This is a genomic window from Collinsella sp. OM08-14AT (genome assembly GCF_003438115.1).
Taxonomy (GTDB): domain Bacteria; phylum Actinomycetota; class Coriobacteriia; order Coriobacteriales; family Coriobacteriaceae; genus Collinsella.
This window is the reverse complement of the sequence record NZ_QSTE01000008.1, coordinates 88436-103815: the sequence shown is the minus strand read 5'-3', so window position 1 is coordinate 103815 and position 15380 is coordinate 88436. Positions and strand designations below refer to the sequence as shown.

Here is a 15380-nt window from a genome sequence, read left to right as displayed (position 1 = left end):
GGACGCAAAAAGGCTCGCCGCACAAAGTGCGCAGCGAGCCTTTTTGCATGTCCGAGGACGCGTTGGAAAGTAAACCCTTGCCGAGCCCGAACCTTATAGAGCCGTCCTTCGACTAGAACATGCCCAAGAAACCGTGCACAAACAGCGCGGCGACAATAGCACCGACAAACGGCGCGATGCCAGGAACAAGCAGACCATACTTCCAGTTGTTGTCAGCCTTGTTCTTAATCGGCAGCACCTGATAAGCAAGGCGGGGAGCAAGGTCACGTGCCTGGTTCATAGCGAAGCCGGTGATGCCGCCCATGCCCATGCCAACGGCCCAGACAATCAGGCCGACGCAGATGGCGAGCATCAAAACGTCCTCACCAGCACGGCTAGCAGCAGCAAGGATGGCGCTAATGAACACAAAGGTGCAGATTGCCTCGCAGAAGAAGTTGCGGGCATAGTTCGTACCCTCGGTGGTGGGGTTGGTCGAGAAGATGTTGCGCTGGGCAATGGGATCGACGACACCCTCGGAAGCCTTGAACTCATCGGCATACATAAACCAAGCGATCACGGCACCCACAAAGCCGCCGAGCATATCGGCAAGCATGAAGGGGATGCAGTTGCCCCACGGCACCAGACCGACGATGCACTGGGCAAGCACCATAGCGGGGTTCATGCACACGGCGCCGCCAAAGACAAACAGGCAGACCGAGATGCCAAAAGACCAGGTGGTGATGGCAAACATATGGCCGGAGCCCTGATACTTGGTGCCTTTGAGCACGGTATCGCAGTGCACGCCCACGCCAAAGACGATCATGAGGGCCGTCGCGCCGAATTCGCAGAGGAGTTTGGTAAGCATAAAACCTTATCTTTCTTGTCGGTTATAAACGATTCGTTTAAGCCGCGCACTAGTGCTGCGCGACGACAACACCCAGGCCATCGGGGATGACGGCGACCTTGGCGTCGGCACCCTTCATCTCAAAGGCGAGCTTGAGCGCCTCCTCGAGGGTGTTGACCGGCGTCATGTGCATATCCTTGAGCATCTGGTGATCGCACAGGTCGGTGACCATGATCACGGGGTGATGCGCCAGGATGCGGGCAAAGATCTGGCTCGTCCACTGATCGGGCAGGGTCTCGTCCTTAGGACGATCGATACAGGCGCGCTCAAACTCTGCCGGATCGTTGTCGGCGATGTTGTGATAGAAGCCCTCGCCGCCGTGACCGTCGGCACAACCGGCGACGTCGATGATCACGCCGCCCTCGGGAAGCGTGGCCTCGGCAGCGCACATGCCCTTCACAGCCTGATAGATGTTCTGATCGAGGGGGTAGCCGCCGTTAGTGGTAATGGCGATCTCGCACTCGACGGGCTCAACGCCGGCAAGGCTCTTCACGAACTCGCAGCCAGCCTCGTGCGCCTTGTGGATGTCGCCGGCAAAGGAGCCAATGACCTCGTGCTTGCCGTTGAGCACCACGTTGAGCACAAAGGCAAGGTGAGCCATCTCGGCGGCGGCAAACATGTCCTCGCTCACGTGGTTGTGGCACAGGTTGCCGGCACGCGAGTGGGAATCGTTCACAAACTGACCGTTGTGGTTGTACATGATGGTCTTGTAGCTGGCGATGCCAGGCAGGACGGACTTGCGGCTACCAGAGAAACCTGCAAAGAAGTGCGGCTCAATAAAGCCCTCGGCAAGCAGCAGATCGCAATCGGCCGCAATCTTGTTGATGATGCACTCGCCACCAGAAGGCAGGGTGCCGATCTTTTTCATCATGCTGTCGTCGGTCGCGACATGCATAACGATTTCCTCGTTGGCAACGATGTCCTCGCCATACTTATTGACGAGCTCCTCGTGCGTCGACGGACGGTGCATACCCGTAGCAACCAAAATACGCACACGGGCCTCGGGCGCAGCGGCATGAATGTGATGCAGCAGAATAGGCATCGTCACACGCGAAGGAACGGGACGCGTATGGTCAGAGCTGATAATTACGATATCCTTTTTGCCAGCACAAAGCTCCTCGAGCGAAGGCGAGCCATAAGGGTTGGCAAGCGACTCCTCTACCAGCTCTTCCTGCGATTTTGTAGTCTTAAACTCGTTTTGATGACCTTCCATCACACCCGCGAAGTTCTTGTCCTCGAGCTCCAGATGCAACGTCTTGTGGTCAAACGGTAGTTCACATTCAAACATTGACGAGCGCCCTCTTCCTTTCAACTGACACACTAGTCAAACCGTTGGAAGGATACGCCGCTCACCGAAAAACACCACCGTCCACCGACTCATTAACACAACGTTCATATTTGACCCATAACAAAACGGCCGTGGTCCCAATGAGGACCGCGGGCGCTACAGTCGCAAGGCGAGAAGCGCCAAACGCGCCGCCGAGACAGACCCCATCCAAAACGCGCGAAGCGCGCTATCTTTTCCCCAGCAGTAATCCGCCGAAGACCGGACATCGTAGGGCCCCATCAGTTTACTTTTAGGCACACTCCGCAGGACGCAAGAAGCCCTCGCCGCACGAAGTGCGCAGCGAGGGCTTCTTGCATGTCCGAGGACGTGCCTAAAAGTAAACTGATGGCGGACCCGGACGACTACAGGGTTATCGATTACCCCGTGTTCTGCAATCCTGCCGAGACGCCGGTCACAGTCGAAAGAATCAGGCTCATGTACTCGGCCTTCTTCTCCTCGGCCATCTCGTCCTGGTTCATACGCACCTCGCGAAGGGCGCGGACCTGAGCGATGGACAGGGCGTCGACATAGGGGTTACGCACGCGAACGGCGCAGCCAAGCACGCGACGGCGCTGTAGCGGCCACTCGTCACCGACGATGGCAAGGACCCACTTACGCGTGAGCTGCATCTCGGTGAAGACCTTCTTGGACAGATCCTGGCGATCGCCCAGGTGCAGATACATCTTGGCGATGCGCTGGTCGGTCTTAGCGATCGACATCTCGATGTTGTCGATGAACGTGCGGAAGAACGGCCACTCCTGGTAGGCAGCCTTGAGCTGGTCAAGGTCACCAAGCTGCTCGCAGGCGGTGCCCAGGCCGTACCAAGCGGCCAGGTTAATGCGTGCCTGGCTCCAGCTGAAGATCCACGGAATGGTACGCAGGTCGTCGAGCGACTTGGCGCCCAGGCCGCGCTTAGCGGGACGCGAGCCGATCGGCAGCAGACCGACTTCGGTCAGCGGCGTCACGGTCGAGAACCACGGTGTAAAGTCCTCGGTGTTCAGCAGGTCCAGATAGCGCTCGTGGCTTGCAGCGTTAAGCTTCTCGGCCATATCCCAGAACTTCTGCGTGGTCTCTGTGTTGGTCTTCTCGACACTCGGGGCCGACTGCAAAAGCGTTGCGGCGGCAACGGACTCAACATGGCGCTGAGCCAGCGTGCGGTTGCCGTAACGGGCAAAGATGACCTCGCCCTGCTCGGTGAGCTTAAAGAAGCAGTTGACCGAACCCTTGGGCTGCGCCAGCACGGCCTTGTTGGCCGGGCCGCCGCCACGGCCAACGGCACCGCCGCGACCGTGCATGAGCACCAGGTCGATATCGTTCTTCTCGGCCCACTTGGCAATGCGCTCCTGCGCGGAATGCAGCGCGAGCATGGCCGTGGTAGGACCGGCGTCCTTGGAGGAGTCGGAATAGCCCAGCATAACCTCCATGCGGCGGTTGGTCTGGGCAAGACGCTTCTGCACCACGGGCAGCGTAAGCATCTGGTCGAGCACGTCGACGCAGCCCTCGAGGTCCTCGAGCTGCTCGAATAGCGGGATCACGTCGAGCTCGGGGACATCTTCCTCGTGTGCGAAGGACAGGTGGGCCAGCTCGAAGACGTCAGCCACATGCTGGGCGCTCTTGGTAAACGAGATGATGTAGCGGTGCGCCATCTTCTTGCCGTAGCGCTTTTGGATGGAGCCGATGGCACGGAAGGTATCGATGACTTCGCGCGTCATGGGCTGCAGGTCGCCATGGATACCGTTCTCGTGGATATCCTTGAGGGCGCGGGCATGCACCACGGAGTGCTGACGGAACTCCATCTCGACCATATGGAAGCCTAAGGACTCGACTTGCCAGATGATGGTCTGGACCGGGCCGTAGGCGGCACGGACGGCACCGCAGGCGGCCAGCGAACGCTGGACGACGCGCAGGTCATCCAGGAACTCGTCGGCGCTGTGGTACATGGTGTCGGTGATACGGCGCACGGTGGCGTTCAGACGGTCGGCCATGACGAGCATGACGGCGCGATGCGGCTCGTGCTCGGAGATCAGCTCGGCGCGGGCCGTGTACCGAGGGCTCATCTCGACCTGATGGTTCCACAGGTTAATGAGCTCGGCCGACGGCTTGCTGTAGGTAGCCTCGAGCGTGAGGTTGCGGCCGATGTGGCGGCACTTGTCCTCGAGCTTGAGCACCATGTGCGTAAAGTACTTGGCGGCGACCTCACGGCTCACCTTGGCGGTGACGTTGGGGTTACCGTCGCGGTCGGAACCGATCCAGCTGCCGGGATGGAAGAACGCCGGGCACAGCGGCGGCACAGTACCGGCCTTGTCGCCCAGCACCCAATCGTCAAAACGACGATAGATAACGGGGATAACGTCGAACAGCGTGTTATCGAAGATGTCGATGATGGTATCGGCTTCCTCGACCGGCGTGGGCTTCTTGAGCGCGATGGGGCTCGTACGCACCAGGGCGTCGATCTCCTGCAGCATATGGCGCTCGTTCTCCACCAGGTCGGAGCCGCCCAGACGCGGACGCTCCTCCAGCAGGTTGGAGATACGGCGGATCTTGCCCTCGACGGCCTTACGACGGGCCTCGGTGGGATGTGCGGTAAAGACAGGGTGGAACTCGAGCTTGTCGAGCAGCTCGTTGGCACCCTCGACACCCAGCTCATTCACCAGCTGGTGATAGGCAACGGTAAGCTCGTTGGCAGGATCGACCTCGGTATCGGTCGACGCACCGGCCTCGCGCTCGCGCAGCTGCGCCACACGGTAGTTCTCCTCCGACAGGTTTGCCAGATGGAAAAAGCTCGTAAAGGCGCGGACAATGACCTGCTGCTTATCGAGCGGCAGGCTGTCGATCAAATCGACGACCTCACGAAATGCCACGGCAGTGGGCTCGTCGGCGGTGGGCACGCCCTGCTCGTCGACGGCTTCGTCGGCAGCGCAGGTACCGGGGTTGCCGGCATTGACCACAATCTCGGCTGTCAAAATCTTGTCGAACAGGTCCGCGATCTCGGGATCATACTCGCTAAGCACACGGCGCTCCAGGCGCAAGAACAGCGCCAGATTGTCGCGCAGCTCCTCGGGGATCTCGATCTCGGCGAGACGCTCCCTGGACTCGGCATTCGAGCCGATTCGGTTAACGAGGCGGTTGACCACGGCAGCGACGCGCGCCGCGGCTTCGGGTACAGACTGGTTGCTTAGGTTCTCAGCCACGTTTCCTCCCATTCCTCCTTCTATGCACGTAACATGCGGTATTCATTATAGGCGCTTGAGAAATACTTTCGACACTGATTGCGCTTTACCACACAAAAGTATTTTCTGCATTGCAAAGGTTTTTGCCCTAAATGGTCGTATTTCTCGGTGGGCGGCATACGTAAACGGAGGCATTCCGCATAAAAGCGAAACACCCCCGTAACAATCGCTCTCCATGAGCAGGGCACGTTAGCAGGCCCGAAGCTCAAAAAGATGCGCTACAGGCGTTCGCGAACCGCCTCGACGACGTTGTCCAGATCGGCGAGCACCTCGTCATGGCTCTGCATGTCGCGCACTTTGACCTTGCCGGCGGCAAGCTCGTCGCCACCCAGGACCAAGATGAGCTTGGCGCCTACCTTATCGGCTTGCTTAAACTGGGCCTTGAGCGAACGACCCTGATAGTCGGCCTCGGTCACAATCCCTGCGGCGCGAAGCTCCTGCGTAATGGCAAAGACGTTCTGACGCAGCTCCTTGCCGGCGTTGGCGACATAGACGCACGGGGCCTCATCGGCACCCAAATCGCTGCCAAAGGCCTGCAGGGCCAGCAGGGCGCGCTCAAAACCGACAGCAAAGCCGACGCCCGCCGTGGGCTTGCCACCCTCGAGCTCGACCAGGCCATCGTAGCGGCCGCCGCCGCCGATGGAGCCGACGCCGGCGCCAGGGGCCTCGACCTCAAAGACAGTACGGGTGTAGTAGTCCAGGCCGCGCACCAAGGTGGGATCCTCGACATACTCGATACCGGCGGCATCCAGATAGCGCTTGACCTGCTCGTAGTGCTCGCGGCACTCATCGCACAGGTTGTCACCCATCAGCGGAGCCTCGGCCATGATCTCGCGGCAGTGGTCGTTCTTGCAGTCGAAGGCACGCAGCGGGTTGAGCTCGGCGCGCTCGCGGCACTCATCGCACATCTCGTCGGCGTGATCGAGGATGAACTGCTTAACCTGCTCGCGATAAGCCGGACGGCACTGGGCGTCACCCATCGAGTTGATGAGCAGACGAAGCTTGGAAAGATCGAAGCCCAGGCGCTTGTAGAACTCCATGAGCATGATGATGCACTCGGCATCTGCCGCCGGATCGGGAGCGCCGAGCCACTCGATGCCCACCTGGTGGAACTGGCGCAGGCGGCCCTTCTGGGGACGCTCGCCGCGGAACATGGCCTCGGCGTAGTACGCCTTAAACGGCGTGGAGCCCTGGGGCACCAGATTGTTCTCGACGACGGCGCGCACCACGCCGGCCGTGCCCTCGGGGCGAAGTGCTAGGCGCTGCTTGGGCTTGAGTTTGGTGTCGGTGCCCTCGGTAAAGACGCGCTCCAGGTTGGCACCGCTGAACACACGGAACATTTCCTTGCGCACGACGTCGGTCGACTGGCCGATACCGTGGACAAACACGTCCACCTGCTCGATCGCGGGCGTCTCGATGGGTTTAAAACCAAACGGCTCGAACACGCCGGCCGCAATCTGCTGCATCTTTTGCCAGGCGCGCATCTCGGCGCCGATAAGGTCGCGGGTTCCCTCCGCCTTCTGTGCCTGCATGGGCAAACACCTTTCTTTTGTATCGCGTCATAGGTAGTGGTCATTATACGGCACAAACTCAAACCGCGGCGGTGCATCTGACCGAACGAGGGTATGGGGACTCGTTCGGCCAGATGCACCGCCGCGACAGCTGATCCGCTTTCCTCCGACCCCTTCGGGTCACATGATCTGCTGGGGACGAAGGAAAGCGGACCGTCCTTTGACCTGCGGCGACCTTGGAAACCGAATGATGGTACGAGCATCCATTCGGCTCCCAAGACCGCCGCGGGCAGATCAGGGTGAGCCGGCAAACGCGGCAGCGCCCTTACTCTCCCGCCGCGCTCGCGCGCAGCTTGGCGGCAATGGGCTCGGATGCCAGCAGGAACACGAGCATGACCACGGAGCACGCCAGGCATACAATCCAGGTGCTCGCAAAGGAGCCCGTGGCATCGAACAGCACGCCCGAGACGATGGCGCCCACGGTGCCGCCGACCATCTCGAGCGAGGTAATGGTGCCAGCTGCCTTACCCAGGTCGGCCATGCCAAACTGCTTAGACGCAGCGATCGTGGGCGTTGGAGATGTTGTACTGCGCAAGAGAAATTCCCAAGTCGCTGACGATGAGCGGCTGGAACAGGCTCATGCAGTTGACGAAAATGGTGTAGCACGTGGCCATGATGACAAAGCCGGAGGCCACCACGAGCCAGCCGGGGAAAAATTTACTTTGCTGGGACATGGATTACTCCTTGTGGTCCGCAATGTATCCGAGAGCGACGGCGGCATAAGCCGCGGCGCCGAGAGGAAGCTCGGCATCGTTAAAGCGCGCCTTGGGATGATGCTGGGCAAAATGCTCGTCCGTATCGGTCACGGCCGCGCCCACGGTAAAGTACGCACTCGGAATCTCGCTCGAGATAAGCGCGAAGTCCTCGCTCGCCATGGCGTGGAATAGCGGCAGGAAGGCAGCCTTGGGCAGCACCGCGCCCACGTAACCAAGCGAGGCCTGGGTCATATCGCTGTCGAGCACGAGCGGCGGAACGTCCGAAAGCGTCTCGATGGCTGCCGGCGTACGATATGTTGCGGCAACGCCGTTGACGACCTCCGCGATACGCTCCTTGAGATGAGTCATGAGCTCGACATCGAAGCCGCGCAGCGTTCCCTCGAGCACACAGGTGTCGGGGATGACGTTGGCCGCCAAGCCGCCAGCGAACTTACCAACGGTAAGTGCGACTTCCTTGGCCGCTGGCACCTCGCGGGAGATAAGCTCCTGGAGCGCCAGGTGCACATGGACGCCGGCCGTGATGGGGTCGATGCAGATCTCGGGGCTCGAGCCATGGCCGCCCTTGCCCTGCAGCGTGATGCGGAAACCGTACACGCCCGAAAGCGCCGGGCTCCCATAGAGCACCAGGCCGAGCGGCGATTGGCTGTTGACGTGCATGGCAAAGGCAGCCTGGGGGCGCGGGTTCTGCAGCAAGCCATCGGCGATGGCAGCGCGGGCTCCCTCAAAGGTCTCCTCACCCGGCTGGAACAGCAGTTTGACGGTGGCATTGGCGTCGACAAGCTCGGCCTCGCGGGCCTTGAGCAAACGGGCCGCGCCGAGCAGCGCCGTCGCATGCATATCGTGGCCACAAGCGTGCATGCACCCGTTGGTGGAAGCGAAAGGCTCGCCCGATTCCTCGACAACGGGCAGGGCATCCATGTCGCCGCGAAGCATGATAACCGTACCGGTTTGCTCGTCCGCGCACGTACCATTGCCCTGAGCAGCCGCGGCCGCACCGGCACCGATCAGGCCAACAACACAGGAGCCGTCGACAAGCGTGGTATGGGGAATGTCCATCTCGTCCAGACGTGCCTGGATATAGGCAGACGTCTGCGGAAGATTGTTACCGAGCTCGGGCGTCTGATGGAGATCGTGGCGCCATGCGGCAAGCTCACCGGCAAATGCCTGGGCTTCTTTGACCAGACCATCGCCGATAGCGGTCTGCGCCGCTGCGGTAGCCTGAGGCGCTGGTTGCGGTTGAAGATCGGACAGAGCTGATGCCATAGATGCCCTCCAGTAACGTTTTTGCAGCACGCACTTTGACAGCGTAAAGTGCAAGGTACAACTGTAAGGGCATGACATAAAAAATGCCGCCCCGGGAGGGCGGCGCAACAAGTTGTTTACAAATGCGGGTGTGATTTTCGGCGCAAGAAATCGAAATGCGTCTCGCTCAAGATAATCGACAAAAAGATGAGCGCAAAGCCGGAAAGCAGGCGCGAGGTGAGCGCCTCCCCCATCAACAACACCGAGAACAGCACACCCGAGGGCGACTCCATCGAAAGAAGCAGCGAGCCCGTCGAGGCCGGGACGTGCGCCAGACCGACGTTTTGGACGAGCAGTGCCACGCACGTGCAGCCCACCGAGAGGAAGACCATCACGCCGATAAAACTCGGCGTCCACACGGACAGAGGCGCCTGAGTCTCGAATAGTAGCGACGTGATTAAGCTCAAAACGCCATTGCCCACAAACATCCAAAACGTGATGACGTTGATATCCATCTTGCGGCCATACTTGGCGGTCACCGCCATCTGGATAGCAAAGAAGACCGCGCCGCCCAGCGTGATGGCATCTCCAGCATTGAACTCGACGCTATCGAGTGCCACCAGGCCAATGCCCGCCAGGCACAGCAATGCAGCGCCCAAGTTGTAACGGGTAAGCCTTTCTCCGCTCAGGACATAGCTCGCAAACGGCACGAGGATGCAATAGGTACCCGTCAAAAACGCGCTCTTGCCCGCCGTGGTCTGTGCCAGGCCAATCGTCTGCAAACCGTACGCGCCCCACATAAGTGCGCCCATACCAAGCCCGACGATAAGGTTGCGAACATTAAAGTGTGCGATGATGCGTTTGCGGAAGATGGCGAACATAACCAGCGAAGCCGGGAGAAAGCGAACGTAGACCAGCTCGAACACCGGAATGGTGTCGAGTGCGTCCTTCATAGTGGTAAAGGAGTAGCCCCAGATAATCGCCACCGAAAGCAGTAGAACTTTCCAGAACAACGGCGAGCGTGCGCCGGCACCCCGGGGAATACCACCCGCGCCCAAATCCTCACGGGCTACAGGGCTATCGGGCATGTTTTCGATTTCGTTGGCAGCGTATTGGGCCATGGAACATCCTCGCGCTCAATCTGGGCGTGGTGTCCGCACGCGCGTGACCGCATGCCGCCTCATGGTCAAATAAAAACAGGGCGCACCGGACCCCCGGCACGCCCCGCTACTGTAGCAACAACCAAGCAGCCCATGCAATTCACTCAACTAAAGCGTCGGAACAGAAATCCTCGATGTTCCGACGGCGTTTACGTTGCTGTATTAAATCAATTTGGTCGACTCCAGCTTTTCGATAATCCAGTCGTTGGCTTTGATGACCGGACGGCGGAAGACGACGCCCAGGGCCAGCGACGGAATCAGATAGCTCGCCAGAATACCCAACTCAACCCAGTACTCCATATGGTAGGCGCCAGCCATGGCGGCATGCATGGCGTTGATGCCGTGAGTAAACGGCAGGAACGGATAGATCGCCTGGAACACGGGGCCGGTCATCTCGATGGGGAACGTGCCGCCCGAACCGCCGACCTGCATGACCAACAGCACGACAGCGAGCGCCTTGCCGATATCGCCAAACGAAACCGTAAGCGTGTAGACGATATTGGAGAACACGAGACTCGCGACCCAGCCCGCCAGCACAAACTGCAGCGGGTTGTCGCACTGAATGCCAAAGAACAGAATGTCGCCCGCGCACACGAGCGTTGCCTGCAGCAGGGCCAAACCGCCAAAGAACAGGTAACGGCCCAGATAGATCTCGTGCAGGCGTACGGGGATGAGCTCGTTGATGAGCTCGTCGTCGACCGAGACCTTCATCATGGCCGCCAGTACGATCGAGCCGACCCAGAGCGACAGAATCGTATAGAACGGCGCCATGGCCGAACCGTAGTTGCGGATCGGATAGACCGGCTTGCGGTCGAGCGCAACGGGGCCGGAAAGCGACACGGCCAGGCCCTCGGGGTCGTTGCCGATCATCGTCTTGATCGTCGCCAGGTCACCCGACATCAGGGCGCCGTCGAGCTCGTCCTTGAACGCGCTGATCTTGTCCGACGCCTCGCCCAGCTGATCGGAAGCCTTGTTGACCAGCTTTGCGGCCTTGGAGAGACCCTTTGCCAGCGAACCGGATGCGTCGGTCAGGCCGGCAACAGCGCTATCTAGGTCGCCCGAGATGCCGTCGAGCGAATCCAGAACGCCCGAAATAGTTTTCTTGAGCTCCTTGGCCTTGACCGAGAATGTGGAATCGTAGTCGGACTTAGCGCCCGAGATGCCCGCCTTGGCATCGGCGATGGCCTGGTCGACCTCGGCACGCGTGCTGTTGACCTCTGCCATGCTGTCGGAAAGGGACTTTGCGGTTGCCCTCAGGTCGTTGGCATTGTTACGATACTCCGTCGCGATCCTGCCCAGCGATGTAGCCACAGACTTGAGGCTGTCCTGGAGCTTTTCGTCACTCACCTGATCGGCAAAGCTGCGGAGCTGGTCGGCCGTGTCGTCGATTTCCTTGGCGCGCGATTCGAGTGCCGACGCGGCTTCGTTGAGCTGGGTCACCGTAACGTGGACATGCTGGTTTGCGGCGTCGAAAGCCTTCGCAAGCTCGGCGGACACGTTGTCAAACGAGCCCGCACTTCCGTCAATCGCGGCGTTGATGGCGTCGTTGGCGGCCTTGAGTGCTTCCTTGGAATCACTAATGCCGCTCTCGGCGTGCTCCATCAACTGCTTGGTAGATTCATCGACCTTACCCGTCTGCTGGAGCATACCGCTCGCCGACGTCAACGAATCGGAGGTCGAGCTCAAAATGCCCGCCAGCGAAGTCGCGTTGGCTTGAACGTCCTGCAGGTCCTCGACCGAATCGCCCAGTGTCGAGGACAGGTTGGCGATAAAGCTGCTGACCTGATCGGTGCTCATGTAATCGAGCAGGCTGGACACGGTCTTAAGGCCGATGGTCGTGATGGTCTTGGTAAAGGTCTCATTCACCTGGCTCTGGACGGCGCTCGAACCCTTTTCGGTCACGATCTGGGCGATGGCGTTAGCCTTCTGGTTTTCGTAGAACTCGATGTCGGCGTGCTTCACGTTGGTCGAGAAAAGCGTCATCATGTCGGCGCTAAACGTCTTGGGGATAACGACGGCGGCATAGTATGTGCCCGACTTAACGCCCTCAATCGCCTTATCGCGGTCGTTGAGGACAACCCAGTCAAAGTTCTCGTTACCGCGCAGGGTCGCCGTCACGTTTTCGCCCACGTTGATCTCGACGGGAATCAGGTCGCTCTCGTAGCCCTCATCGGTGTTGACCACTGCAATCTTAAGGTTGCCGGTATTGCCGTACGGATCCCAGCTGCCGGCGATGTTAAACCACGCGTACAGGCACGGCACGATAATGAGGCCCATCACGACGACCATGCCGATCACGGAGCGAGACACGTTTTGGACATCACGCTTAAACAGGTGCAGGATGTTCTTCATTTATGCCTCACCTCCTTTAGAGTGCTTGCCAAGCAGGGTGGTATCTCCATCATTTGTAGCTGTGCTGTCGCTGCCCTGAGATTTACGATGCGCACCAATATGCGGCAGACGGCTCGTGGGCTGTTCGCTGTCCTTGGTGCCCCGCTCGCTGGCGTTGAGACCAAACATACGACGGGCGGCAGGGATGGCAGCCGTGTGCTCGCGCATCTCGCGGCGCAAGTCCTCGTCCGAAAGCGCCGAGATGCGCATCTGGGTGTTGAGGCTTGCACGGATGTACTCGATGTTGATGAGCCAGCCGCAGATGGCAATGACCGAGATAATCCAGATAACGAGCAGGATGATCTTGCCGTTATTGTCGATATCGAGCACCGTCGAAAGCACAAAGAGCAGAACCTGCACGCCTACCACGGCGGCAAAACCGCCCTTGATGTAGTACGGGTAGCGATGCTCAAACGCCACGGCATGATCGAGCAGCTCGCGACGGTACGAATCCGAATCGAGCATGACGCGCATGGCCGTGCGCAGCGAATAGCGCTGGCGCGGTAGGTCGTTGGACTCGCAGATCATGAGGCCCGTCGTGGAAAGCTGCTTATCAAAGAGCAGATTGAGGTTGAGCAGCAACGGGCGCAGCTGCAGACCGATAAAGAGCGCGATGGCAAGGAACACGCCCAGGATGCACAGGTTGAACAGGTAGTTGAACGAATACATGCCACCGACGGTCTCGCGCAGCAGGTTGATGCCATAAGTGAAGGGCAGCAGCGGATGCAGCCATTGGAAGAAGCCGGGCATCATCTCGATGGGATACATGCCCGACGAGCCGGGGATCTGCACAATGACGAGGATGACGCCAATGGCTTTACCGATATGCTTAAACGTGGTGGACAGCGCATAGATGATGTTGACGTAGGTGAACGAAATAGCGATGCCGCCCAGTACAAAGAGCAGCGGATTGACGCACTGAACGCCAATGACCAGGTCGCCCACCGTAACGATAATGGCCTGGAACGCGCCCAGGATCACCAGCAGCAGCCAGCGGCCAAAGTAGCCCTGACGCGCCGTAAAGCTACCGATGCCCTCGCGGTCGACCTCGAGTTTATAGATAGCGATGAGCACATAGCCGCCTACCCACAGCGCCAGATTGGTGTAGAAGGGCGCGATGCCCGAGCCAAAGCTCTTGACCGGATAGATTGACTTGGACGTCAGCTCAACCGGAGATGCCATGAAATCTGCCACGTCATTGACGTCGACGTCCATGAGGTCGGCTAACTCGCCCATAGACTCAGAGGTCTGCAGCGCCGCAATGTCATTGGCGGCGGTCGCGAGCTTGTCCTGAACCTTGGCAAGGGAGGCGTCGGTTTGGGACAGTGTGGTCTTTGCCTGCTTGAGCGTGGCGTCGAGCTGCGCCAGCGTGCCGCGCGCGCTCGCTATCGTGGGGGTCATACCCGACACAATGCCGGTCAAATCGCCCGAAACGGCGGCAAAGGAGTCAAGCGCGCTCGAAGCCTTCGGAAGTGCGTTCTGACCCAGATCGGTCTGAGCCTGACCGAGGCTAGCCGTACCGGTCTGAATTGCCGCGTTGAGTGCGTTGCTCGCGTTCGAGATTGCCGTAGCGTCGTTTGCCATGGCGCTCGACTGTGCAGAAAGGCCATCCTTGATGCTCTGCAGCTTCTGGTTTTGCTCGCGAAGCGAATCGATGGTCGATACAATGCGCGCGTCAATTTCCTCGGAACCTGTCGACGTGTCATTAACGAGAATCTCCAAGTGCCCGATAACGGCCTTATTGTGATCGATCGTCGCCTGGAGAGACTCGAGCGAGTTGTCGATGCGGGTGGTCGTAGATGTGACCGTACCCGTTAGCTTGCCAATCGCAGCGTTCGCGGAGGCTGACGTCTTGGTGAGTGCAAGGCTACCTTCCGAGAGTGCCTTGGAGAGCGAGGTGATAGAGTTGCCCGCCGTGGCGCGAGCCTCGCCCAGCAGGTCGTTGCCCTGGGAGATTGCCTGCGTCAGCGACGGTGCCTGACCTTGCAAGCCGGCAAGCGCCGCATCAGCCGAGGCGATAGCGCCACTCGTCTTATCGATGGCGGCATTCATATCGCCAATCGAATCGCGCACCTCACCCAAGGTGTCGGATGCCTCGGACACCGAACTTGTCAGCGAGTCCTGAGTCTGGGTTGCCTTGTCCTTTAAATCGATGCCGGCATCCTTGGCGATGCCCGCTACGGTCTCGCCCACCGTGGAGACAAACTCCGAGTTGATCTGCTCCTCGATGGTGTTGGCACCGGTATCGGTAACCTTGGGCGCAATGGCGCTCTTTTTCTCGTTGACGTAATAGGTCAGCTTAGGCTGATGGTAATTGCCATCGAGCATCGAGACGAGATTGTCGGAGAAGTTCTTGGGGATTACAATCGCCGCGTAGTATTCCCCGCTCTCGACGCCCTCTTTGGCATCGGCAGCCGAGTCGACGAAGGTCCAGCCCAGCCGATCGTTTTCCTTGAGCTGGTCGACCACCTTATCGCCCGCATTGAGCTCGCCCACTAGGTCGTTCTGGGTGCCCTGATCGTTGTTGGCGATAGCGATTTTAATGCCCTGGGTGTTTCCATATGGATCCCAGTTAGCCACGATGTTGTACCAAGCGTACAGCGAGGGGATAACGCACACGCCCAGGGTAACCACCAAGGCGACGGGGTTCACAAGCAGTCGCTTAATGTCGCGCTTGAATATCGCAAAGGAGACCTTTGCATCGGATAGTTTGCTGCCGAGACTCACGCTTGGACCATCCATCCTGTCGTTGAATCAAATCGTACTATCAACAACCATTGTACGTAGGCGCTTTAGCGTCTCGAAGCACAATGGTATTGAGTTTTGCGGGTAGCAATATACTACGAAGATTAGTTAACGT

At 59.4% G+C, this 15380-nt stretch carries 10 protein-coding genes; all 10 read right to left on the bottom strand.

The features are described 5' to 3' along the window. Positions 1–112: 112 nt before the first annotated feature. The 10 genes from larD to DXC18_RS05980 all read right to left on the bottom strand — a co-directional run bounded on the left by larD (position 113) and on the right by DXC18_RS05980 (position 15262). Positions 113–844, bottom strand: coding sequence for a D/L-lactic acid transporter LarD (gene larD / locus DXC18_RS06025; RefSeq protein WP_117716635.1), 732 nt, complete (start codon positions 842–844; stop codon positions 113–115). 49 nt (positions 845–893) lie between these two features. Further along, positions 894–2171 (bottom strand): nickel-dependent lactate racemase, encoded by a 1278-nt coding sequence (larA, locus tag DXC18_RS06020; RefSeq protein ID WP_117583385.1) that lies wholly within the window; start codon positions 2169–2171, stop codon positions 894–896. Between the two features lie 416 nt (positions 2172–2587). Further along, the gene (locus DXC18_RS06015; RefSeq protein WP_370445787.1) at positions 2588–5401 is read right to left on the bottom strand and encodes a phosphoenolpyruvate carboxylase; all 2814 of its coding nucleotides are present in this window, start codon (positions 5399–5401) and stop codon (positions 2588–2590) included. A 257-nt stretch (positions 5402–5658) separates the two neighbouring features. Then, positions 5659–6972, bottom strand: coding sequence for a histidine--tRNA ligase (gene hisS / locus DXC18_RS06010; protein ID WP_117640032.1), 1314 nt, complete (start codon positions 6970–6972; stop codon positions 5659–5661). Between the two features lie 304 nt (positions 6973–7276). Next, on the bottom strand, positions 7277–7492 hold the full coding sequence (locus tag DXC18_RS06005) for a hypothetical protein (RefSeq protein WP_117640030.1): 216 nt from the start codon (positions 7490–7492) through the stop codon (positions 7277–7279). A 10-nt stretch (positions 7493–7502) separates the two neighbouring features. Beyond that, positions 7503–7685 carry a hypothetical protein gene (locus DXC18_RS06000; protein WP_117716633.1) on the bottom strand — a complete coding sequence of 61 codons (183 nt, stop codon included), beginning with the start codon at positions 7683–7685 and terminating at the stop codon, positions 7503–7505. Between the two features lie 3 nt (positions 7686–7688). Further along, positions 7689–8990, bottom strand: coding sequence for a M20 family metallopeptidase (locus tag DXC18_RS05995; protein WP_199412221.1), 1302 nt, complete (start codon positions 8988–8990; stop codon positions 7689–7691). Positions 8991–9106: 116 nt separating this feature from the next. Then, entirely contained in the window at positions 9107–10090 is a 984-nt protein-coding gene (locus DXC18_RS05990; protein WP_117716632.1) for a DMT family transporter, read from the bottom strand. 201 nt (positions 10091–10291) lie between these two features. Further along, positions 10292–12481, bottom strand: coding sequence for a YhgE/Pip domain-containing protein (locus tag DXC18_RS05985; RefSeq protein ID WP_117716631.1), 2190 nt, complete (start codon positions 12479–12481; stop codon positions 10292–10294). Next, positions 12482–15262, bottom strand: a complete 2781-nt coding sequence (locus tag DXC18_RS05980) for a YhgE/Pip domain-containing protein (RefSeq protein ID WP_117716630.1) — start codon at positions 15260–15262, stop codon at positions 12482–12484. Positions 15263–15380 lie beyond the last annotated feature (118 nt).